At 72.7% G+C, this 19,222-nt stretch carries 19 protein-coding genes; 13 read left to right on the top strand and 6 right to left on the bottom strand.

The features are described from left to right. Nucleotides 1-37: 37 nt before the first annotated feature. On the bottom strand, nt 38-262 hold the full coding sequence (locus tag EXU48_RS21760) for a DUF7455 domain-containing protein (protein ID WP_207947860.1): 225 nt from the start codon (nt 260-262) through the stop codon (nt 38-40). 163 nt (nt 263-425) lie between these two features. On the opposite strand from EXU48_RS21760, the gene EXU48_RS21755 reads away from it, so the two are divergent. The 4 genes from EXU48_RS21755 (at nt 426) to EXU48_RS21740 (ending at nt 5,437) form a co-directional block, all read left to right on the top strand. Next, a complete protein-coding gene (locus EXU48_RS21755) occupies nt 426-2,552 on the top strand; it encodes a DNA gyrase/topoisomerase IV subunit B (protein ID WP_133109798.1) in 2,127 nt (708 codons plus the stop codon). Continuing rightward, nucleotides 2,552-3,523 (top strand): GNAT family N-acetyltransferase, encoded by a 972-nt coding sequence (locus EXU48_RS21750; RefSeq protein ID WP_133109797.1) that lies wholly within the window; start codon nt 2,552-2,554, stop codon nt 3,521-3,523. The genes EXU48_RS21755 and EXU48_RS21750 overlap by 1 nt, the downstream gene beginning before the upstream one ends. A 76-nt stretch (nt 3,524-3,599) precedes the next feature. After that, the gene (locus EXU48_RS21745; RefSeq protein ID WP_133109796.1) at nt 3,600-4,646 is read left to right on the top strand and encodes a GNAT family N-acetyltransferase; all 1,047 of its coding nucleotides are present in this window, start codon (nt 3,600-3,602) and stop codon (nt 4,644-4,646) included. Beyond that, complete coding sequence (locus EXU48_RS21740; RefSeq protein WP_133109795.1) at nt 4,643-5,437, top strand: lysoplasmalogenase; 795 nt, start codon at nt 4,643-4,645, stop codon at nt 5,435-5,437. Before EXU48_RS21745 ends, EXU48_RS21740 begins: the two co-directional genes overlap by 4 nt. Nucleotides 5,438-5,447: 10 nt before the next feature. Here the strand turns inward: EXU48_RS21740 and EXU48_RS21735 are convergent, their stop codons facing one another. Continuing rightward, nucleotides 5,448-7,925 (bottom strand): DNA gyrase/topoisomerase IV subunit A, encoded by a 2,478-nt coding sequence (locus EXU48_RS21735; RefSeq protein ID WP_133109794.1) that lies wholly within the window; start codon nt 7,923-7,925, stop codon nt 5,448-5,450. Nucleotides 7,926-8,006: 81 nt separating this feature from the next. On the opposite strand from EXU48_RS21735, the gene EXU48_RS21730 reads away from it, so the two are divergent. Genes EXU48_RS21730 through EXU48_RS21715 form a run of 4 tightly spaced genes read left to right on the top strand, consistent with a single transcriptional unit; the run spans nt 8,007 to nt 13,152 of the window. Then, nucleotides 8,007-10,700 (top strand): bifunctional acetate--CoA ligase family protein/GNAT family N-acetyltransferase, encoded by a 2,694-nt coding sequence (locus EXU48_RS21730; RefSeq protein WP_133109793.1) that lies wholly within the window; start codon nt 8,007-8,009, stop codon nt 10,698-10,700. 57 nt (nt 10,701-10,757) lie between these two features. Beyond that, a complete protein-coding gene (locus EXU48_RS21725; protein WP_133109846.1) occupies nt 10,758-11,324 on the top strand; it encodes a DUF5998 family protein in 567 nt (188 codons plus the stop codon). Next, a complete protein-coding gene (locus tag EXU48_RS21720) occupies nt 11,321-12,505 on the top strand; it encodes an alkaline phosphatase family protein (RefSeq protein WP_133109792.1) in 1,185 nt (394 codons plus the stop codon). The genes EXU48_RS21725 and EXU48_RS21720 overlap by 4 nt, the downstream gene beginning before the upstream one ends. Then, on the top strand, nt 12,505-13,152 hold the full coding sequence (locus EXU48_RS21715) for a thymidine kinase (RefSeq protein ID WP_133109791.1): 648 nt from the start codon (nt 12,505-12,507) through the stop codon (nt 13,150-13,152). Before EXU48_RS21720 ends, EXU48_RS21715 begins: the two co-directional genes overlap by 1 nt. Before the next feature lie 16 nt (nt 13,153-13,168). Here EXU48_RS21715 and sepH read toward each other — a convergent pair whose 3' ends face one another. Beyond that, nucleotides 13,169-14,299, bottom strand: coding sequence for a septation protein SepH (gene sepH, locus EXU48_RS21710; protein ID WP_133109790.1), 1,131 nt, complete (start codon nt 14,297-14,299; stop codon nt 13,169-13,171). 431 nt (nt 14,300-14,730) lie between these two features. Here sepH and EXU48_RS21705 point away from each other — a divergent pair, with 431 nt between their 5' ends. After that, complete coding sequence (locus tag EXU48_RS21705; protein WP_133109845.1) at nt 14,731-15,030, top strand: DUF4193 domain-containing protein; 300 nt, start codon at nt 14,731-14,733, stop codon at nt 15,028-15,030. Here EXU48_RS21705 and EXU48_RS21700 read toward each other — a convergent pair. Continuing rightward, a complete protein-coding gene (locus tag EXU48_RS21700) occupies nt 15,000-15,467 on the bottom strand; it encodes a DUF3093 domain-containing protein (RefSeq protein ID WP_165962943.1) in 468 nt (155 codons plus the stop codon). The two genes, EXU48_RS21705 and EXU48_RS21700, sit on opposite strands and share 31 nt — an antisense overlap. 74 nt (nt 15,468-15,541) lie before the next feature. Between EXU48_RS21700 and dut the strand changes: the two genes are divergently transcribed. From dut to EXU48_RS21680, 4 genes are read left to right on the top strand one after another with little or no spacing between them, the layout of a single operon-like run. Next, nucleotides 15,542-16,027, top strand: coding sequence for a dUTP diphosphatase (gene dut / locus EXU48_RS21695; protein WP_133109788.1), 486 nt, complete (start codon nt 15,542-15,544; stop codon nt 16,025-16,027). After that, complete coding sequence (locus tag EXU48_RS21690) at nt 16,027-16,737, top strand: DUF3710 domain-containing protein (protein WP_133109787.1); 711 nt, start codon at nt 16,027-16,029, stop codon at nt 16,735-16,737. Before dut ends, EXU48_RS21690 begins: the two co-directional genes overlap by 1 nt. Nucleotides 16,738-16,744: 7 nt before the next feature. After that, complete coding sequence (locus EXU48_RS21685; protein ID WP_133109786.1) at nt 16,745-17,134, top strand: OB-fold nucleic acid binding domain-containing protein; 390 nt, start codon at nt 16,745-16,747, stop codon at nt 17,132-17,134. Beyond that, nucleotides 17,131-17,889: a DUF3159 domain-containing protein gene (locus EXU48_RS21680; RefSeq protein WP_235857190.1), complete on the top strand. Its 759-nt coding sequence runs from the start codon at nt 17,131-17,133 to the stop codon at nt 17,887-17,889. The genes EXU48_RS21685 and EXU48_RS21680 overlap by 4 nt, the downstream gene beginning before the upstream one ends. On the opposite strand, the gene EXU48_RS21675 is transcribed toward EXU48_RS21680, so the two are convergent. Together EXU48_RS21675 and EXU48_RS21670 are read right to left on the bottom strand one after the other, a co-directional pair. Next, nucleotides 17,813-18,493, bottom strand: coding sequence for a potassium channel family protein (locus tag EXU48_RS21675; protein ID WP_133109785.1), 681 nt, complete (start codon nt 18,491-18,493; stop codon nt 17,813-17,815). The two genes, EXU48_RS21680 and EXU48_RS21675, sit on opposite strands and share 77 nt — an antisense overlap. Continuing rightward, nucleotides 18,493-19,146: a potassium channel family protein gene (locus EXU48_RS21670; protein WP_133109843.1), complete on the bottom strand. Its 654-nt coding sequence runs from the start codon at nt 19,144-19,146 to the stop codon at nt 18,493-18,495. Before EXU48_RS21670 ends, EXU48_RS21675 begins: the two co-directional genes overlap by 1 nt. Nucleotides 19,147-19,222 lie beyond the last annotated feature (76 nt).

Below are 19,222 nucleotides of genomic sequence, written 5' to 3'. Positions count from 1 at the left end.
ACCGGTCCGGCCCGGTCATCTGCCGGTCATCTGCTGGTCAGCGCTGGTCGGCCTGGGGCTCGGAGAAGAGCCGGTCGGACTCGTCGTGGATGTGGGTGGCCACCTGGCCCAGTGCCTCGGCGTGCTTGCGCCCGTGGTGGGCGCAGAAGAGGAGCTCACCGGAGGGAAGGAGGACACGCACGTAGGCCTGGGCTCCGCACGCGTCGCAGCGGTCGGCCGCGGTCAGCTCGGGGGTCGCTTGGTCTGCTGTCAGTACGCTCACAGTCACATGTAACCACCGCCCACCGTCATTCCATCCGTTCACCGGGGTGAGTTCGCTCACCGCGTATCGCCGGTGTGGCGCACGCCACCTGCCGGATCCGGCCGTCCACCGATTCCGGATGGCGCTCCCGGGGTTTGCGACCGCCCACGCCTAGGATGAGGGGGTGTCATCGACGTCAGCAGACTCCAGCTACACCGCGCGCCATCTCTCCGTCCTGGAGGGCCTGGAAGCGGTCCGCAAACGACCCGGGATGTATATCGGGTCCACGGACTCCCGGGGCCTCATGCACTGCCTCTGGGAGATCATCGACAACGCCGTCGACGAGGCACTGGAGGGTCACGGCGACTCGATCGAGATCGTGCTGCACCCGGACGCCTCCGTGGAGGTCCGGGACACCGGCCGCGGCATCCCGGTGGACAACGTCGCCGGGCTCGGCCTGAGCGGCGTGGAGGTCGTGTACACGAAGCTGCACGCCGGTGGAAAGTTCGGAGGAGGCTCCTACGCCGCGTCCGGCGGCCTGCACGGCGTCGGTGCCTCGGTGGTGAACGCCCTCTCCGCACGTCTCGACGTCGAGGTCGACCGGGGCGGCAAGACCCACCGGATGTCCTTCCACCGGGGTGAGCCCGGCACCTTCGCGGACCGCGGTACCCCCTCACCGGACGCGCCGTTCACCCCGTTCACCGACCACTCCGAGCTGCAGGTGAGCGGCCGGGTCAAGCGCGGCGTCACCGGGACCCGGGTGCGCTACTGGGCGGACCGGCAGATCTTCCCGGACTCGGCGACGTTCTCCTACGACGAGCTCGTCACCCGGGCCCGACAGACCTCGTTCCTGGTGCCCGGGCTGTCCCTGACCGTGCGCGACGAGCGTGGGCTGCCCGGTACGCCGGGTGCCGACGGCCCCGTCGAGGAGGTCTTCAAGCACGACGGCGGGGCGGTCGACTTCGTGGACTTCCTCGCCGCGGACGCCTCCGTCACCGACACCTGGCGGCTACAGGGCACCGAGACGTTCACCGAGACCGTGCAGCAGCTCGACGCCAAGGGCCACCTGCGGCCCGCCGAGGTGGAGCGCAACTGTGAGGTCGAGGTCGCGATGAGGTGGGGCATCGGCTACGACGCCGAGGTCCGCACCTTCGTCAACATCATCGCCACCCCCAAGGGAGGCACCCACCTGGCCGGCTTCGAGCAGGGGCTGCTGAAGTCGGTGCGCAAGCAGATCGACGCGAACGCCCGGCGGCTGAAGATCTCCGGCAAGGACGCCAAGGAACGCATCGAGAAGGACGACGTGCTCGCCGGTCTGACGGCGGTGGTCACCGTGCGGCTGCCGGAGCCGCAGTTCGAGGGTCAGACGAAGGAGATCCTCGGCACCGCTCCGGTGCGCGCGATCGTCGCCAAGGTCGTCGACCGGGAGCTCGACGCGCTGCTGACCTCCGGCAAGCGGCACGAGAAGGTCCAGGCCGCTGCGGTACTGGAGAAGGTGGTCGGCGAGATGCGGGCCCGGGTCGCGGCCCGCACCCACAAGGAGCTCTCCCGGCGCAAGAACGCCCTGGAGACGTCCACCCTGCCCGCGAAGCTCGCGGACTGCCGCTCCGACGACGTGGAGCGCTCCGAGCTGTTCATCGTCGAGGGGGACAGCGCCCTCGGCACCGCGAAACTGGCGCGCAGCTCGGATTTCCAGGCGCTGCTGCCGATCCGCGGCAAGATCCTCAACGTCCAGAAGGCGTCCCTGGCGGACATGCTCAAGAACGCCGAGTGCGCCTCGATCATCCAGGTGATCGGCGGCGGCTCCGGGCGCACCTTCGACCTGTCCACGGTGCGGTACGGCAAGGTCGTCCTGATGACGGACGCGGACGTCGACGGCGCGCACATCCGGACCCTGCTGCTCACCCTGTTCTTCCGGTACATGCGCCCGCTCGTCGAGGACGGCCGGGTGTACGCGGCGGTGCCACCGCTGCACCGGGTGGAGACCACGGCGCAGGGCTCGCGCAAGGGCGACGTCACCTACACCTACTCCGAGGCCGAACTGCACAAGGTGCTGGCGAAGCTCGAGCGGACCGGGCGCCGCTACAAGGAGCCGATCCAGCGGTACAAGGGCCTGGGGGAGATGGACGCGGACCAGCTCGCCGAGACGACGATGGACCCGGCGCACCGTAGCCTGCGACGGGTCACCATGGCCGACGTGGAGGCCGCGGAGCATGTTTTCGAGCTGCTGATGGGCAACGACGTGGCCCCCCGCAAGGACTTCATCATCGCCGGCGCGGACGACCTGGACCGCGACCGGATCGACGCGTGATGAGGACCGCCCCGGTTCCGGCGGCCCACCTCGGCCTGACCTGGCGCCCACTGACGCCGCCGGACGTCGACTCCCACCTCACGGACCTGGCGAACCGGGCCGAGATCGCGGACCGGTCGTTGCACCCGTTCACCCGGTCCCGGATCGCGCACCTGCTGAGCCTTCCCGGCCTGGACCCGGACCGGGACTCCCTGGCCGGGTTCGACGGCACCGGCGTGCTGCGCGCGGCCGGGCTGGTCCAGAGCGAACCGTCGCATCCCCGGGCGCTGCTCTGGGCCACCCTCGACCCGGCGTGGCGGGGCCGCGGGGTCGGCCGCGCCCTGTTCGCCTGGCAGGAGGACCGGGCCCGGGAGATCCTCCTCGAGGTGGCCGACGGGCGCACCTCCCGGATCGGGGTGCATGTGGACGCCCACCTCGCGGACCGGCGCCGGATGTGCGTCGCCGCCGGCTACGCCCCGGTCCGCACCACCGAGAACCTGGAACTGAGCCTGTCGCAGGTGCCGGGCCGGCCGACGCCCGTGCAGCCGGACGCGGTGGGCAACGCCGGGGTGCGCATCGCCGCCTGGACCCCCGCCGCCGGTGCTGCGGCCAGGACGGTGCACGATGTCGCGTTCGACGGTGCCGGAGCGCAGGATCCGGGCACCTGGGCCGGGCTGGTCCGGCGACTGCGCCCGGCGTGGTCCTTCCTCGCCGTGGACGGCGCCGAGCCGGTCGGATTCGTCATCTCCAGCCACGACCCGGACGAGGACGGAGCGCGGGTGGCCTACACAGATCTGCTGGCGGTGCGGCCCGACCGGGCCGGCGCCGGGATCGGGCGTGCTTTGCTCAGCACGGCCCTGCGCGCCTACGCTGCCGATGACATGGACGTGGCCCGGCTGGATGTCGACGCCCGGAACCCGGCGCGTGACCTCTACGCCGGGCTCGGGTATCGGCTCCGCGGCGCCGGCGTGCTGTATTCGATCGAACTGTGAGCCAACCCTTGTACCTGAACCATCCGGACGACCCACGGCGCGCTCTCCCGGCTCGGACCGCCTCCTCGGCGGCGGCATGACGCAGGACAGCGCACCCGAGAACGCCACCCTCGCCGAGCGGGCGAGGGCGCCACGGCTGCTGACGATGCCGTCAGCGGGATCCGGGCTGACCTGGCGCCCCCTCGGCACCGGGGACGTGGCCGAGTTGCACGCACTGTTCGAGCGCATCGAGACCCACGACAACCCGCCCTACCGGACCACCCTCGAGGAGGCCGCCGAGACCTTCCAGGGCGAGTGGAAGGACGCGCCGAACAATTCCCTCGGCGGGTTCGACGGCGAGGGTGTGCTGCGCGCCTACGGCACCGTGACGGTGCAGCCCGGGGACGTCCGTTCGGTGCGGGCGTTCCTCGAGGGCGGCGTCGACCCGCTGTGGCGGCGCCGGTCGATCGGGACCGCGGTGCTGCGGTGGCAGGTGGACCGGTCCCGGCAGGTGCTCGCCGCCTCCGGGAAGGACGTGCCCGGCCGGATCGTGGTGCACGTCGAGGACGGCATGACCGACTCGGTGCGAATGCTTCAGGAGCAGGGCTTCAGCCCGCGGCGCTGGTACACCGAGATGCGCCGCGACCTCGGTCTGGAACTGCCCGCCGTCAAGCTGCGCAGCAACCTCGACCTGGTGCCCTGGTCCGCCGAGCTCGACGACCAGGTACGGCTCGCGCACAACGACTCCTTCCGGGACCACTGGGGCTCCGAGCCGCACACCGTCGAGACCTGGCAGGAGGGCCGCACGTACTTCGCGCCGACGTGGAGCTTCCTGGTGCTCGACCGCACCACCGACCGGGCCCAGGTGGCCGGCTACCTGCTGTCCGGCCGGTACGAGCAGGACTGGGAGTCCCTCGGGTGGACCGAGGGCTACATCGACATCCTCGGTGTCCGGCGGGAGTGGCGCGGTCAGCGGATCGCGACGGCGCTGCTCGCCCGGGCCATGGCCGCCTACCGTGAGGACGGCATGGAGTACGCCGGTCTCGGCATCGACACCGAGCAACCGACCGGGGCGTTCGGGCTCTACGGCAACCTGCAGTTCGAGCCCACCCGTGGGTCGACCATGTATACGATCGAGGTGTGAGTGCGACGGTGCGTCAGGTTCTGCGGCGACTGAGCCCGCGGACACAGGCGCTCTTCGGCGCGTACGTCGCCGTCGGCAGTGTGCACCTGACCTCACGGGTGGTCGAGTCCGGGGCGCTGCCGACGGTCTCCCAGATCCTGCTGATGCCCGCGCTCGCCGCGGCGTTCGGTTCCGCCGTGGCCGACCTCGGCGGCGTCCGGAGGCGGACGGCCGCCCTGATGACGGCGGGCCTGGTGGCCTCGTGGGTCGGCGACACCGTGCCGCGGTTCGTGACCGGGGACGCCGGGTTCCTGGGCATGGTCGGGGGCTTCCTGGTGGCCCAGGCCTGCTACCTGGCCGCGTTCGCTCCCTACGTCGCGGGGGCCTGGCGACGGCGGCCCGCACCGGTGCTGGCGGCCGGCGCCGTGTTCGGGGCCTCCTTCGCCGCCCTCACGGCATGGTGCCTGCCGGAGGCGGGCTTCCTCGGCGGGCCGGTCGTCTGCTACGGGCTGCTGCTGGCCGCGATGGCCACGGCGAGCACGACCGTGAACCGGACCACCGCCGTCGGCGGTGCGTTGTTCTTCGTCTCCGACGCCCTGATCGCCCTGAACACGTTCGCGCCCTGGTACTTCTTCGGTGGGCACCACCTGGTCGTGATGAGCACCTACCTCGTGGCCCAGGCCCTCCTCGCGGCCGGCGTGGTCGGCGCGCTCGGCGCGGCCGAGCCGGACGCCGCCACCGAAGCGGCCGCCGAGCCCACCACCGAAGGGGCCGCCGACCTCGCGGCCGAACCGGCCGCGGTCGCCGACTGAGCCGGGCCGCTCAGCCCAGGCCGGCGACCGGTGCGGGCAACGCCGTGCCGGAGCCGTCCCGGCGGTCCACCGGCGCGGGCAGGTCGATGCTCTGCCCGCCGGACCCCACCGCCCGGACCGGGGCCGGGCCCACCGCGGCCAGGTAGAGGCTGTCCTCACCGCGCAGGAACCGGTGCGCCCGGACCCCGCCGGTGGCCCGGCCCTTGCCCGGGTAGAGCGCGAACGGGGTGACCTTGGCGGACCCGGGCACCGTGCCCGGCAGCGCATCGGAGGTGCCGGCCAGGGTGACCACCTGGGCATCTGCGGCCACCTCGGGCGTGAGCGCCCCGAAGAACACCACCCGGTCCCCGGCCGCGAGCTTGATACCGGCCATGCCCTGACCGCTGCGCCCCTGCGGACGCACCGCGCCCGCCCCGAAGTGCAACAGCTGGGCGTCCGCGGTGACGAACACGAGTTCGTGGTCCTCCGCCGCGTTGACGGCCCCGACCACCTCGTCGCCGTCCTTGAGGGAGATGACCTCCCATGCGTCCCGGCTGCCCGGGCGGTCCGCGGTGACCCGCTTGACCACCCCGCCCCGGGTGCCGAGGGCCAGCGGTGCGGCGGCCTCGTCCAGGGGTGCGAGGCCCACGATCCGCTCGCCCTTCTCGAGGAGCAGCACCTCGCTGGCGGGGACCCCGCCGGACAGGCTCGGCGACCCGTCCGTCGGTGGCAGTGCGGGTACCTCGATCACCGAGAGCTTGAGCATCCGGCCGGTGGACGTGACTGCCCCGATCTCGCCCCGGCTGGTCGCCGCGGCGTCGGCCCGCAGGGCGTCGTGGGCGGTCCGGTGACCGTCCCGGCGCGGCGGGGTGTCGTCGGCCGTCCGTACGAGCAGACCGGTCGCCGAGAGCAGCACCCGGCACGGGGCATCCGCCACCTCGAGCTCCGGCAGTGCCGCCGCCGACCGCCCGGACCGGGGGGCGCCGTCGGCCGCGGCGGTGGCGGCCGTGCCGCTCGACTCGAGCAGCACCGTGCGCCGGGGCGTGCCGTGCTCGGCGGCCACCTCGGCCAGCTCGTCGGAGACCACCTGCCGCAGCAAGCCCTCGTCGGCGAGGATGGCTCGCAGCTCCTCGATCTCGCGGGCCAGCTCGTCGCGCTCGGCCTCCAACTCGATCCGGGAGAACTTCGTCAGCCGCCGCAGCCGCAGCTCGAGGATGTACTCGGCCTGCGGCTCGGACAGGTCGAACACCGCGATCAGGCGGGTCCGGGCGGCGTCGGCGTCGTCGCTGGAACGGATGACCGCGATCACCTCGTCGATGTCCGCGATCGCGATCAGCAGGCCCTCGACCAAATGCAGCCGGTCGATGCGCCGACCGAGCCGGAACTCGGTCCGGCGGCGGACCACCTCGAAGCGGTGCCGGACGTAGACGGTGAGCAGCTCGCGCAGGCCGAGGGTGCGTGGCTGGCCCTGCACCAGGGCCACGTTGTTGATGCCGAAGGACTCCTCCAGCGGGGTCAGCTTGTACAGGTGCGCGAGGACCGCCTCCGGGTTGAACCCGTTCTTGACCTCGATCACCAGCCGCAGCCCGTTCGCGCGGTCGGTGAGGTCGGTGACGGCCGAGATCCCCTGCAGCTTCTTCGACTGGACGGCGTCCTTGATCTTCTCGATCACCCGCTCGGGGCCGACCAGGTACGGCAGCTCGGTGACCACGATGCCCTTGCGCCGCGGGGTGAGGTTCTCGATCCGGGCGCTCGCCCTGGTCCGGAAGGAGCCACGCCCGCTCGCGTACGCGTCCCGGATGCCGGCGAGGCCCACGATCTTGCCGCCGCCGGGCAGGTCCGGCCCGGGCACGAACCGCATCAGCGCCTCGAGGTCGGCCTCCGGGTGCGCGATCAGGTGCCGAGCGGCGGCGATCACCTCGACCAGGTTGTGCGGGGGCATGTTCGTGGCCATGCCGACGGCGATCCCGCTCGCCCCGTTGACGAGCAGGTTCGGCAGCGCCGAGGGCAGCACATCCGGCTGGCGGAGCTGATTGTCGTAGTTCGGGACGAAGTCGACGACGTCCTCGCCGAGGCCCGCGGTCATCACCATCGCCGCCGGCGCGAGCCGGGCCTCGGTGTACCGGGGTGCGGCGGGGCCGTCGTCGAGGGAGCCGAAGTTGCCGTGGCCGTCCACGAGCGGCAGCCGCAGCGAGAAGGGCTGTGCCATCCGGACCAGGGCGTCGTAGATGGCCGTGTCCCCGTGCGGGTGCAGCTTGCCCATCACCTCGCCGACCACGCGGGCCGACTTCACATGCCCCCGGTCGGGCCGCAGGCCCATCTCGGACATCTGGTACAGGATCCGGCGCTGCACCGGCTTGAGCCCGTCCCGGGCGTCCGGGAGGGCCCGCGAGTAGATCACCGAGTACGCGTACTCCAGGAACGAGCCCTGCATCTCCTCGGAGACGTCGATATCGATGATGTTCGTGGGATCGGAGCCGGGAGTGGTGCCGGACGTGCGTCGTGCCATGGCTCCATTCTCACCGATCCCGGGCCCGATCCCGGGCGTCCCACACCGAGGACCCGGGCACCGCCCGACTAGGATCGAACAATGCACAGCCAGGAGCCGCCGGCGGCGAGCGAGCCCGTCGCCGACGACGCCACCCCGGCTCCCGAGGAACCGCAGTACCCGGCCCACTGGGAGGCCGACGTCGTGCTCCGCGACGGCTCCACGGCCCGGATCCGACCGATCCGCCCCGACGACGCCGACGCGTTGCAGCGGTTCCACGCCCGACAGTCCCCGGAGTCGACGTACCTGCGGTTCTTCGCCCCGATGGAGCGGCTCGGCGACCGGGACCTGCACCGGTTCACCCACGTCGACCACGTGCAGCGGGTCGCCCTGGTGCTGCTCCTCGGCGAGGAGATCGTGGCCGTCGGGAGGTTCGACCGGATCGGCGGCGGCGGGGACGCCGAGGTGGCGTTCAACGTGCTCGACGTCGTGCAGGGCAAGGGGCTCGGCTCGGTCCTCCTGGAACACCTGGCCGCCGCCGCCCGGGAGCTGGGGGTGCGCAGGTTCGTCGCGGACGTGCTGCCGCAGAACACCCGGATGATGCGGGTGTTCTCGGACGCGGGCTACGACGTGGACCAGAGCTTCGACGACGGCGTGCTCTCGGTGTCCTTCACGATCAGGCCCACCGACCGGTCGCTGGCCGTGCTCGCCGAGCGGGAGCAGCGGGCCGAGGCGCTCTCGATGGCCGGGCTGCTCGACCCGGCGGCGGTGCTCGTCTATGCGGCCGGGCCCGACGGCGCCGCGTTCGGTGAGCGGCTGCGCGCCGCGATCGACGGGGGTGGGTACGCCGGCACCCTCCGGTGTGTCGGTCTGCCGGGGAGTCCGGCGACGCTTCCCGATGTCGCCGACGCCGGCCCGTTCGACCTCGCCCTGGTCGCCGCGCCGGCGGTCGAGGTGACCGCGATCCTCGCCGACCTGGCCGCCCTCGGCGTGCAGGGGGTGGTCGTGTACTCGGGTGGGTTCACCACCGCGACGCACGAGGGCCGGGTGACCCAGCGGGTGCTGGTCCGGGCCGCCCGGGAGGCCGGGCTGCGGCTCGTCGGCCCCCACTCGTTCGGGCTCGTCACCGGCGGGGACCACGGGCACCTGAACGCGACCCTTGCGCCGCGGCCGCTGCGCGAGGGAGCGGTGGGCCTGTTCTGCCAGTCCGGTGCGGCCGGGCTGGCCCTGGTCACCGGTGCCGCCGACCGCGACCTCGGGGTCGCCTCGTTCCTCTCCGCCGGGCACCGGGTGGACGTCTCCGGCAACGACACCATGCAGTTCTGGCTCGCCGACCCCCGGACCCGGGTCTCGGCGCTGCGGTTCGAGTCGATCGGTAATCCGCGCAAATTCTCCCGGGTGGCGCGCCGGCTGTCCGAGAAGGGGCCGGTGATCACCATGATCGCCGGCACCACCGGCCAACTGAACCCGCCCGGTCACGCCGTGCGGATCTCCAGGGAACCACCGCGCGCCCTGGACGAACTGATGCGGCAGGCCGGTGTGATCCGGGCGGAGACGATCCCGGAGCTCCTCGACCTGGCCACGCTGTTCTCCGAGCAGCCGCTGCCGGCCGGCGGCAGGGTGCTCGTGCTGACGAACTCGGGCACCCAGGGCGCCGTGATCGCCGAGCTGCTCGACGGCGGTGGGCTCCGGGTCGCGGGCGCCCCGGTCGCGCTCCCGCCGACCGCCGGGCCGGGTGCGTACCGGGACGTCGTCGACGCGGCCCTGGCCCGCGACGACTGGGACGCGGCCATCGTCGCGTACGTGCCGATCCTGGACGACGAGGGCGCCGCCGTCGCCCCGGAGATCGCCCGCCTCGCCGCCGCCGGCGGGCGTACCACGGTCGCCTGCGTGTTCGGGATCGCCGGGCTGGCGCCGGAACTGGCCGCCGACGGCGTCCGGGTCCCGGGCTTCGCGACCGTGGAGGCCGCCACCCACGGGCTCGTCGAGGCGGTCCGCTATCACGAATGGCGCAGTGCGGACCGGGGCCGGCGCATCGACCCTGTCGACGTCGACCGGCGTCGCGCCAAGGAACTGGTCCAGGCCGAGCTGGCCGGCCTGCCGCGCGGGACCACGCGACGGTTGAGCCCGGAGCGCACCTCCGAGCTGCTCGCCGCGTACGGCTTGCACAAGTGGCCGGAGATCACGGTCACCGACGCCGACTCGGCGGTCGCGGCCGCCGAGGAGCTGGGCTGGCCGGTGGCGTTGAAGACCTCCGACGAGGTGCTGCGACACCGGGCGGACCTCGGCGGGGTCCGGCTGGACCTGTCCACCCCGGCGGAGCTGCGGGAGGCCTTCGCGCAGGGCGAGGCCAGGGTGCAGGCCATGAAGCGCCGGGGCACCACGTTCGACGTGCAGTCGATGGCCCCGACCGGTGCCGCCTGCGTGGTCCGCGCCACCGAGGACGAGCTGTACGGGCCGATCATCAGCGCCGGGCTGGGTGGGGACGCCGTGGAACTTCTCGGCGACGTGTCCTACCGGGTGCCGCCGCTCACGGACGTGGACGCGCTCGAGATGGTCCGTTCGCTGCGGGCGTCCGCGCGGCTGTTCGGGCACCGTGGCCTGCCGGCCCTCGACGTCGATGCGCTCACCGCCGTGATCGGGCGGATCAGCGTCCTCAAGGACGAGTTGGCCGAGGTCGCCTCGATCACCCTGAACCCCGTCCTCGTCGCCGAGACCGGGGCAGCCATCCTCGGCGCCCGGGTCGACGTGGCCCACCCCGCCCGCGGCGACGCCGCCCGTCGGGTCCTTCCGTGAGAGGAGGTTGCCGTGAGGTGGGAGACTGGGCCGGTGCAGAAGTCACGAGCCCAACAGATGCGCCACCTGCGCAGTGACATCGAGCGTGCCGGCTACTACCCGGCGTTGGTCGCCGACGTCCTGGAGATCGCCCTCGCCGGTGAGGACGTGGTCGCACACCTGGTGCACCCCGAGACCGTGTTCGACCGGACCGAGGTGCGCCGGCACGTCACCGCGATGACGCTCACGCCGACCCGGCTGATCGTCGCCCACGTGGACGACGTGCCCCCCGAGGAGTCCGACGGCGCCACCACGGCCGCGGCCACCACCGAGGCCGTCCCGATCGGCAACATCCGGTCGGTCGCCCTCACCCACGGGGTGGTCGACCCGGCCGTCTACCGGCAGGGCAGCGGCGGCACGGAACTCACCCTGGCCCTGAACTGGGGCTCGGTGCAGCGCCTCGACCTCGAGCCGGCGACCTGCCCCGACCCGAACTGCGAGGCGGATCACGGCTACACCGGCACGTCGATGCCGGACGACCTCGTGGTCCGGGTCAGCGCGGAGGCCGAGGGCGCGGACGCCATGTCCGCGGCCGTGTCCTTCGCCGCGGCGCTGTCCGCGGCGACCGCCCGCACCGGCGCGTGAGCGGGCCGGCCGACCTCGCCGCCGGTGACCCGGCCGGCACGCTCGGGCAGGTGCTCTGGGGCGCCGTCGGCGCCTGCGGGATCGATATCCCGGTGCCCGACGGTGCAGCCACCTCGAGCGTGGACGTGGCGGCCGCGCTCGGGTTGCCGCAGGCCCGCAAGGCGGTCGTGGTGCTCGTGGACGGTCTCGGCTGGTACAACCTCACCGAGCGCGCCGAGGCGGCGCCGTTCCTGACCTCGGCGGGACGCTTGGACACGCTGACCTGTGCGTTCCCGTCCACGACCGCGACCAACCTCGGCTTCCTCGGCACCGGACGGCCCGGCGGGGCCACCGGACTGCTCGGCTACACCGTGCGGGACCTGCGCGGGCGGCTGATGAACATGATCTCGTGGAACACCGGGGCCGACCCGCGGGACTGGCAGCGGTCCGCGACCGTGTTCGAGCGCCTCGAGGAGGCCGGCCGGGTCGCGGTCAGCGTGGGTCCGTGGCGGTTCGCGTCCTCGCCGTTGACCACGGCGGCGCTGCGCGGCTCGGAGTTCCTGCCTGCCGAGACGCTGCCCGAGCGCATCGACTCGGCGCTGGGGGCGCTGCGGGAGCCCGACGTGGACCTCGTCTACCTGTACTGGGGTGACGTCGACTCCACCGGCCACCACGAGGGGTGGCGCTCGCCGGAGTGGGCGCAGGCGCTGGCCCATACCGACACCGAGATCGCCCGGCTCGCGCGGCTGCTCCCGCCCGGTACGACACTGCTGGTCACCGCCGACCACGGCATGGTGGACATCCCGCGGGGGCGGAGCACGCAAGGGCCCGGCCCGGCGCGCCTCGACATGGCCGAGCGGCCGGACCTCGCCGCCGGCGTGGATCTGGTGGCCGGTGAGCCGCGGGCCGTGCACCTGTACTGCCGGCCCGGCGCCGCCGAGACCGTTCGGGGGACCTGGACGGCCGTGCTCGGCGACCGGGCCCGGGTCCTGACCCGGGCCGAGGTGATCGACGCCGGGATGCTCGGGCCCGTCGACCCCCGGTTCACGGAGGTCATCGGCGACGTGGTGGTGGCCGCGCTCGGTGACCTCGCCGTCCACGACTCCCGCACCCAGACCCGGGCCTCGCTGACCCTGATCGGGATGCACGGCTCCCTGACCCCGGCCGAGCGCACCGTGCCGCTGCTGGTGCTGGAGGGCTGATGGCGGACCTGGTGTTCTTCTCGGGAACGATGGACTGCGGGAAGTCGACGCTCGCGCTGCAGATGGACTACACCCATGCCACCCGAGGCCGGCGTGGGGTGCTGTTCAGCCGTAACGACCGGGCCGGGGCCGAGATGCTCTCGTCCAGGCTCGGCCTGGCCGTGCCGGCGGTCGAGGTGACGGACCGCACCGACTTCTGGGACGAGGTGATCCGTCGCCGCACCCGCGGACGGGTGGTCGACTACCTGATCTGTGACGAGGCCCAGTTCTACGAGCCCACCCAGGTGGAGCAGCTCGCGCGGGTGGTCGACGAACTGACGGTCGACGTGTTCGCGTTCGGGATCACCACCGACTTCCGAACCCGGCTGTTCCCCGGGTCCGCGCGGCTGCTGGAGCTGGCTGATCGGGTCGAGGTGCTTCAGGTGCGGGCCCTGTGCTGGTGCGGCCGGCGGGCCACCCATAACGCCCGCACCGTCGGTGGTGTCATGGTCACCGAGGGCGAGCAGATGGTGGTCGGGGATACGGGCGCCCGGACCGGAGAGGTCGGGTACGAGGTGCTCTGCCGGCGCCACCACCGGGCCGGCCTGACCGCGGCCACCGCCCACGCCCCGAGTCCGTCACCGGACCCACTGGATCTGGGCGGCTGAAGGACCCGCGGGCGGCTCAGTCGTTCTTCGCGCCGAAGACGATCTCGTCCCAGGAAGGCACGCTGGTGCGGCGGTTCCGCCGAGGACGTTTGCTCTTCGCCGGTTGGTCCGACCCGGGCTGCTCGCCGTCGGCGGGAACCTCGACCGGCTCCCCGGCCCGGTCGGCACTCGGGTCGGCACTCGGGTCGGCAAGGTGTGGAGGCAGGTCGATGACGCCCGCGTCCTCGGCCTCCTCGGGGTGGGAGGCCGGCGGGTGCGCGGGCGGCGGGTCCTCCCAGAGCATCGGTTCATGGACACCGGGTGCGTCGTCGTCGTCCTCGACCTCGACCGGCTGTCGGACCCCGCGGCTCGCGTTCAGGTGGTCGAGGAGCGCCTCGGTGTCGCCGGTGTCGCCGGAGTCGCCCTCGGGCTCGGCCTCCGGCTCCGGCTCGGCGGGGGAGGAGGGCCCGTGGCCGCCGGTGGCGGCCGGCCGGGAGTCCCGGATGACGGCGTCGACCGCCTGCAGCGACGGCGCGATGTCCGCGTCCGTCTCGACGTCGTAGAGGCGCGCCCCGCGGACTGCGCTGAGGTGGCGCCGCGGCCCGGGCGACCCGAGGTCCGTCTCGGACAGCCAGCGGCTCTCGTCGTCGAGCGCCGTCACCGACGACGAGGCCAGGTCGACCTGCCAGACGGCCTCCCGGTCCCGGTCACCGGCGGCGAAGCGGGCGAGCACCTCCCACGGCTCGCTCCCGCGGCGACGGGCATCCCAGGCGATCGACCCGGCGTCGACACCACGGGCGGCGAGCCGGTCGACGACCAGGTCGCCGAGCTGGGGCGAGCCGGTCTCACGCCCGATGGTCAGCATCCGGGCCCGCCGTGCGACGTGTTCGCGCTCGGCGAGGACCGGGCCCTCGTACCGGCGGATCTGCTCGATGGGCAGGCCGGACTCGCCCGCGATCTCCTCGGCGCTGGCGCCGGCACGGATCAGGACCTGGATGTCGCGCGGGCGCAACGCGGCGTCGCTGCGCAGCTTCTCGAGCTGCGGGCGGTCACGACGGACGGCCGCGCGGAGGGCATCGTCGATCGGCAGCCGGTGCCGTTCGCCGTCGGGGCCGATGAGGATCAGATGCTCGCCATCGGCATGGATCCCGACCAGTTCTAACTCCACCTTGCCACCTCCGTACCGTGCACACCCCGAGCCTGCCAGCCCGTTCGTCGGGACTGGTGCATTACGTCCGGTGTGGCGAGGATCGCCACGCGGGTGGCCGCACGGCCCGCCGACCGCGGCCCGGAGCGACCAGGGCAGCCTAACCCGCCGGCTCCGGAGCGGCGCGGGCCAGCAGTGCCGCCCCGGGCCGGCCCGGCCCGTGCACGAGGGGGCGCGGTCCGTTGTATGGTTCGCCCGGTGTGGGTGCGTCGACGCCGTCGGACACGGCCGGCAGAGGGTCACCTTCACCACAGTTACCAACGGATTCTCCGATTCGATGCGCGCATCTCGCGCGCATGGTGGACAATCCCTTCGCTACGGGAACATTTCGACGCCCCGCGCGTTGTAACTGCGACCACCGTCATCAAGAGAAACCGGAGCGCTTGCCCACCATGGCGACCGACTACGACGCACCGCGCAAGAACGAAGAGGACCTCAGCGAGGACTCCCTGGAGGAGCTGAAGGCCCGGCGTGCGGAGAAGAACTCCGGGGCGGTCGACGAGGACGAGACGGAAGCCGCCGAAGGATTCGAACTTCCCGGCGCCGATCTCAGCGGAGAGGAACTCTCCGTCCGCGTCCTGCCCCGTCAGGCAGATGAATTCACCTGTTCACGCTGCTTCCTGGTCCACCACCGCAGCCAGCTCGCCTACGAGGAGAACGGTCAGCCGGTCTGCTCGGAGTGCGCGGCCTGATCCGCATCCGCCACCAGCGCGCGCGCGAGTTCGTGGGCGTGTCTGGTGGAGAGCAACCAGTACGGGGTGGGGTCCTGCGGGTCCCGCAGGTCCACTCGTACGGCCGCCGGAGCCGATGAACTGAACTGGAGGTGGGCACGGGCATCCAGGCCCGGGCCCATCGCCTGTTCCAGGGCCGACCCCTCGAGGATCTCGACGGATCCGACGAACTCCCGTGGGAGATGGGCCCGGCCGGCACGCAGCTCGTCGTCGGTGACCACCGTCACCGGCGCGGTCCTCACGAGCACGGCCACCAGCGCGATGGTCACGACCACCCCGACCACCACCGCGACAGGCACGCCCAGAACCACGGTGATTATTCCGGCCGCTGCCCCACCGGCGGGGGCGAGCAGCCACTTCCAGACCGACGGCAGCAGGGTCTCGGAGTACACGGGCACAAGTGCCAGTCTGCCATCCGAACCCGACCCGGACCGTCACGAGCATGGCCGTTGCGAAGTAGGCTCGAGAGGTGATGACTGAGAACGACGACCCGGGTGCGGACGTGGACATCCTGCTCCACCGGCTCGACCCGGACCTGCCGGTGCCCTCCTACGCCCACCCCGGCGACGCCGGCCTCGACCTGCTCGCGGCGGCTCCCGTGGTGCTGCCGCCGGGCGGCCGGGCGACGGTGCCGACCGGGATCGCGATCGCCCTGCCGCGCGGCTTCGCGGCGTTCGTGCACCCCCGTTCGGGGCTGGCCGCCAAACACGGCATCACCACGCTGAACGCACCGGGGACGATCGACGCCGGGTACCGCGGCGAGATCAAGGTCATCCTTGTCAACACCGACACCCGGGCCGAGGCCCGTCTCGAGCGCGGCGACCGGATCGCGCAGCTCGTGATCCAGCAGGTCGCCTCGGCACGGTTCACCGAGGTCGAGCGGCTGCCCGGCAGTGACCGCGGCGCGGGCGGGCTCGGCTCGACCGGAGGGTACGCGATCGCCGAGGGAGCACACTGATGGCATTGTTCGGACGCCGGAAGAAGGACGCCGCGGCCCCGGAGCCCGAGGGCTCCGGCGACAGGTTGGACACGGCCGAGAGCCCCGTGGAGCCCGAGGGCCGCGGGCCCTGGGACGCGGACGAGGTGCCGGAACTGGGTTCGCGCATCGACCTCGGCGCAATCCGCCTGCCCAAGCGGGCGGGTAGTCAGGTCAAGATGGAACTGGACTCCAAGACCCGGCGGGTCGTGGCCGTGCGCCTGATGCTGGACGCCTCCAGTCTGCAGTTGCAGGCGTTCGCCGCTCCCCGCAGCGAAGGCCTCTGGGAGGAGCTGCGCGGGGAGATCCGCGACCAGGTGGTCAAGCAGGGCGGCTCCGCCGACGAGCGGTCCGGTCCGTTCGGCCGCGAACTCCTGGCCCGCCTGCCGGCCCGGCTCCCGGACGGACGCACCGGTAGCCGCCCGGCCCGGTTCATCGGCGTGGACGGACCGCGCTGGTTCCTGCGGGCGGTGGTCTCCGGCAAGGCGACCGTCGACGCGGAGGCTGCCGCGGCGCTGGAGGACATCCTCGCGGACGTCGTGGTGGTCCGCGGCACCGATGCGCGCCCGCCGCGCGACCTGCTGACCCTGCACCTGCCCGGGCGGCCGGCGGAGGCCGGGCCCGAGGTACCCGGCGGGCGCCCGAGCCTGGACCTGCCCAAGCGTGGTCCCGAGATCACCGAGACCCGTTGACGCAGCGATGAGCCTACGCACCGTGTGGGACCGGCTGACGGCTTCCCAGGCCGAACTCGAGGCGGACGACGAACGGCTCGAGGTGCGCCGCCGCGGCACCCAGCCGGTGGGCCAGTGCCGGCTGCGCAGTCGCGCCGAGGTCTCCGGGGTGATCCGCGCGGTCACGTTCGCGCCCGCCGCCGCCGGCCCGGCCCTGGTGGCCGAACTGTACGACGGGTCCGGAAGCCTGGACCTCGTCTGGCTCGGGCGCCGCGAGATCCCGGGCATCGAACCCGGCCGCCGGCTCGTCGCCGAGGGCATGATCACCGCGGCCGACTTCGGCCGCACCCACGCCACCATGTTCAACCCGGAGTACCGACTCCTGCCCGCCCCCGACTCCGCAGAGGCGAACCCGTGACCGAGAACCGCGAGCCCGACCCGGCGCAGCAGGCGACCGACCAGACCCCACCTGACGGCAGCGAGGGCCGCCCGCTGCCGGGCGTGCGGGCCGAGGCCGGCGGGCGCGGCATGGGCCAGCTCGCGGCGGGGGAGTTCAACCTCGCCGAGTCGATCGGCGGTGTACGCGGCCTGATCGAGTCGACGGCGCCGGGGCTGGTCTTCGTGGTGGTGTTCGTGGCCACCAGGGACCTGATGCCGGCGCTGATCTCCTCGGTGGCCGTCGCCGTCGTCGCCACGATCGCCCGGCTGGTCGCCAGGACGCCGGTCACGCAGGCGGTCGGGGGCCTGCTCGGCGTCGCGATCGGTGCCGTGTGGGCGTGGCGCACCGGCGAGGCGCAGGACTACTTCGCCTGGGGCTTGTACGTCAATGCCGGGTTCGTGATCGGCGTGACCGCATCCATCCTGGCCAGGTGGCCGGTGGTCGGCGTGATCGTCTCCAGCCTGTTCGGGCGAGGCTTCGACTGGCGCGAGGACCGGGCGCTCCTGCGTCGCTACACGCTCGCGTCCTGGCTGTGGGTCGCTGCGTTCGCGGCCCGGCTGGCGGTGCAGGTGCCGCTCTACCTGAACGCCGAGGCCGGCTGGCTCGGCACGGCGCGCCTGGTGATGGGGCTGCCGCTGTGGGCGCTGGTGCTGTGGATCACGTGGCTGATGGTGAATCCCCGAGCAGGTGCTGCAGCTCCAGCAGATCCGCCTGCTCCGCAGACGACACGATGAGCAGCAGTTCGTCGCCGGCCTCCAGGGTGTCGTCCGGGCTCGGTGCGATCGGCTGATCCCCGCGGATGATCGCGGCCAGCACGGCCGCGCTCGGCCACGCGATCTGGGAGATCTGCTGGCCGACGACCGCCGCGGTCGGGGCCAGGGTGATTTCGTACATGCTCGCACCCGACTGGTGGAAGGTGAAGATCCGGACGAGGTCGCCGACCGAGACCGCCTCCTCGACCAGGGAGGTCATGATCCGGGGCGTGGAGACGAGCACGTCCACCCCCCAGGCCTCGTCGAACATCCACTCGTTCTTCGGGTTGTTCACCCGGGCCACCACCCGGGGCACGGCGAACTCCGTCTTCGCCAGCAGCGACACGACGAGGTTGGCCTTGTCGTCGCCGGTCGCCGCCACCACGACGTCCGCGGAGGCGAGCTCGGCCTGGCCCAGCGAACTGATCTCGCAGGCGTCCGCGAGCAGCCACTCGGCCTCGCTCACCGAGGACACCTTCATCGCCATCGGGTCCTTGTCGATCAGGAGCACCTCGTGGGTGTGCCCGATCAGCTCCCGCGCGATCGAGCGGCCGACGCTCCCGGCGCCGGCGATCACGACCCGCATCAGTCCTCCTCCGGCTTGGGCGCGGTGGCCAGCACCCGTTGGACGTCGCTGATCCGGTCGGTGTACACGATGACGTGCAGCACGTCGTTCTCCTGGAGCACGTCCAGCGGCGCCGGGATGTAAGCCTCCCCGAACCGGGTGAGGTACGCGATCCGCGCCTGCGCGAGGTTCTGCAGCTGGCGGACGGTGTGACCGATCCAGCCCTCGTGGAGGTCCATCTCACACAGGCTGACGCCACCGGAGGCGTCCCGGTACTCGCTCGCGGCGCCGGTGGGCATCATCCGGCGCAGTACCTGGTCCGCGGTCCACCGGACCGTGGCGACCGTGGTGATCCCGAGCCGCTGGTAGATCTGCGCCCGGCCCGGGTCGTAGATCCGGGCCACGACGTTGTCGATCCCGAACACCTCGCGGACCACCCGGGCGGCGATGATGTTCGAGTTGTCCCCGCTGGACACGGCCGCGAACGCGTACGCGTCCTCGATGCCTGCCTGCGCCAGGGCCTCCCGGTCGAAGCCCATGCCGGTCACCCGGCGGCCCTCGAAGTCGTCCGAGAGTCGCCGGAACGCCTCCGGGTTCTGATCGATGATCGCCACGGAGTGACCTTTGGCCTCCAGGGTCTCGGCGAGGGTGACCCCGACCCGACCCGCGCCCATGATGACGAAGTGCACGATCCCAGACGCTACACCGGGAGTACGGTGGCGGCGTCGGCACCAGCCACCGGAGGACCGA

This window comes from Occultella glacieicola (assembly GCF_004353825.1).
Taxonomy (GTDB): Bacteria; Actinomycetota; Actinomycetes; order Actinomycetales; family Beutenbergiaceae; genus Occultella; species Occultella glacieicola.
Note: the sequence above shows the minus strand (reverse complement) of the source record. Positions and strands in the feature narration are given on the sequence as shown.

Excerpts from the sequence above, each read along its gene's own strand:
- EXU48_RS21735 (WP_133109794.1), bottom strand. The coding sequence starts at position 7,925 with ATGGCACGACGCACGTCCGGCACCACTCCCGGCTCCGATCCCACGAAC.
- dut (WP_133109788.1), top strand. The coding sequence starts at position 15,542 with ATGACTGAGAACGACGACCCGGGTGCGGACGTGGACATCCTGCTCCAC.
- EXU48_RS21725 (WP_133109846.1), top strand. The coding sequence starts at position 10,758 with ATGCGCCACCTGCGCAGTGACATCGAGCGTGCCGGCTACTACCCGGCG.
- EXU48_RS21705 (WP_133109845.1), top strand. The coding sequence starts at position 14,731 with ATGGCGACCGACTACGACGCACCGCGCAAGAACGAAGAGGACCTCAGC.
- EXU48_RS21675 (WP_133109785.1), bottom strand. The coding sequence starts at position 18,493 with ATGCGGGTCGTGATCGCCGGCGCCGGGAGCGTCGGCCGCTCGATCGCG.
- EXU48_RS21745 (WP_133109796.1), top strand. The coding sequence starts at position 3,600 with ATGACGCAGGACAGCGCACCCGAGAACGCCACCCTCGCCGAGCGGGCG.
- EXU48_RS21685 (WP_133109786.1), top strand. The coding sequence starts at position 16,745 with ATGAGCCTACGCACCGTGTGGGACCGGCTGACGGCTTCCCAGGCCGAA.
- EXU48_RS21715 (WP_133109791.1), top strand. The coding sequence starts at position 12,505 with ATGGCGGACCTGGTGTTCTTCTCGGGAACGATGGACTGCGGGAAGTCG.
- EXU48_RS21750 (WP_133109797.1), top strand. The coding sequence starts at position 2,552 with ATGAGGACCGCCCCGGTTCCGGCGGCCCACCTCGGCCTGACCTGGCGC.
- EXU48_RS21730 (WP_133109793.1), top strand. The coding sequence starts at position 8,007 with ATGCACAGCCAGGAGCCGCCGGCGGCGAGCGAGCCCGTCGCCGACGAC.
- EXU48_RS21690 (WP_133109787.1), top strand. The coding sequence starts at position 16,027 with ATGGCATTGTTCGGACGCCGGAAGAAGGACGCCGCGGCCCCGGAGCCC.
- EXU48_RS21670 (WP_133109843.1), bottom strand. The coding sequence starts at position 19,146 with ATGGGCGCGGGTCGGGTCGGGGTCACCCTCGCCGAGACCCTGGAGGCC.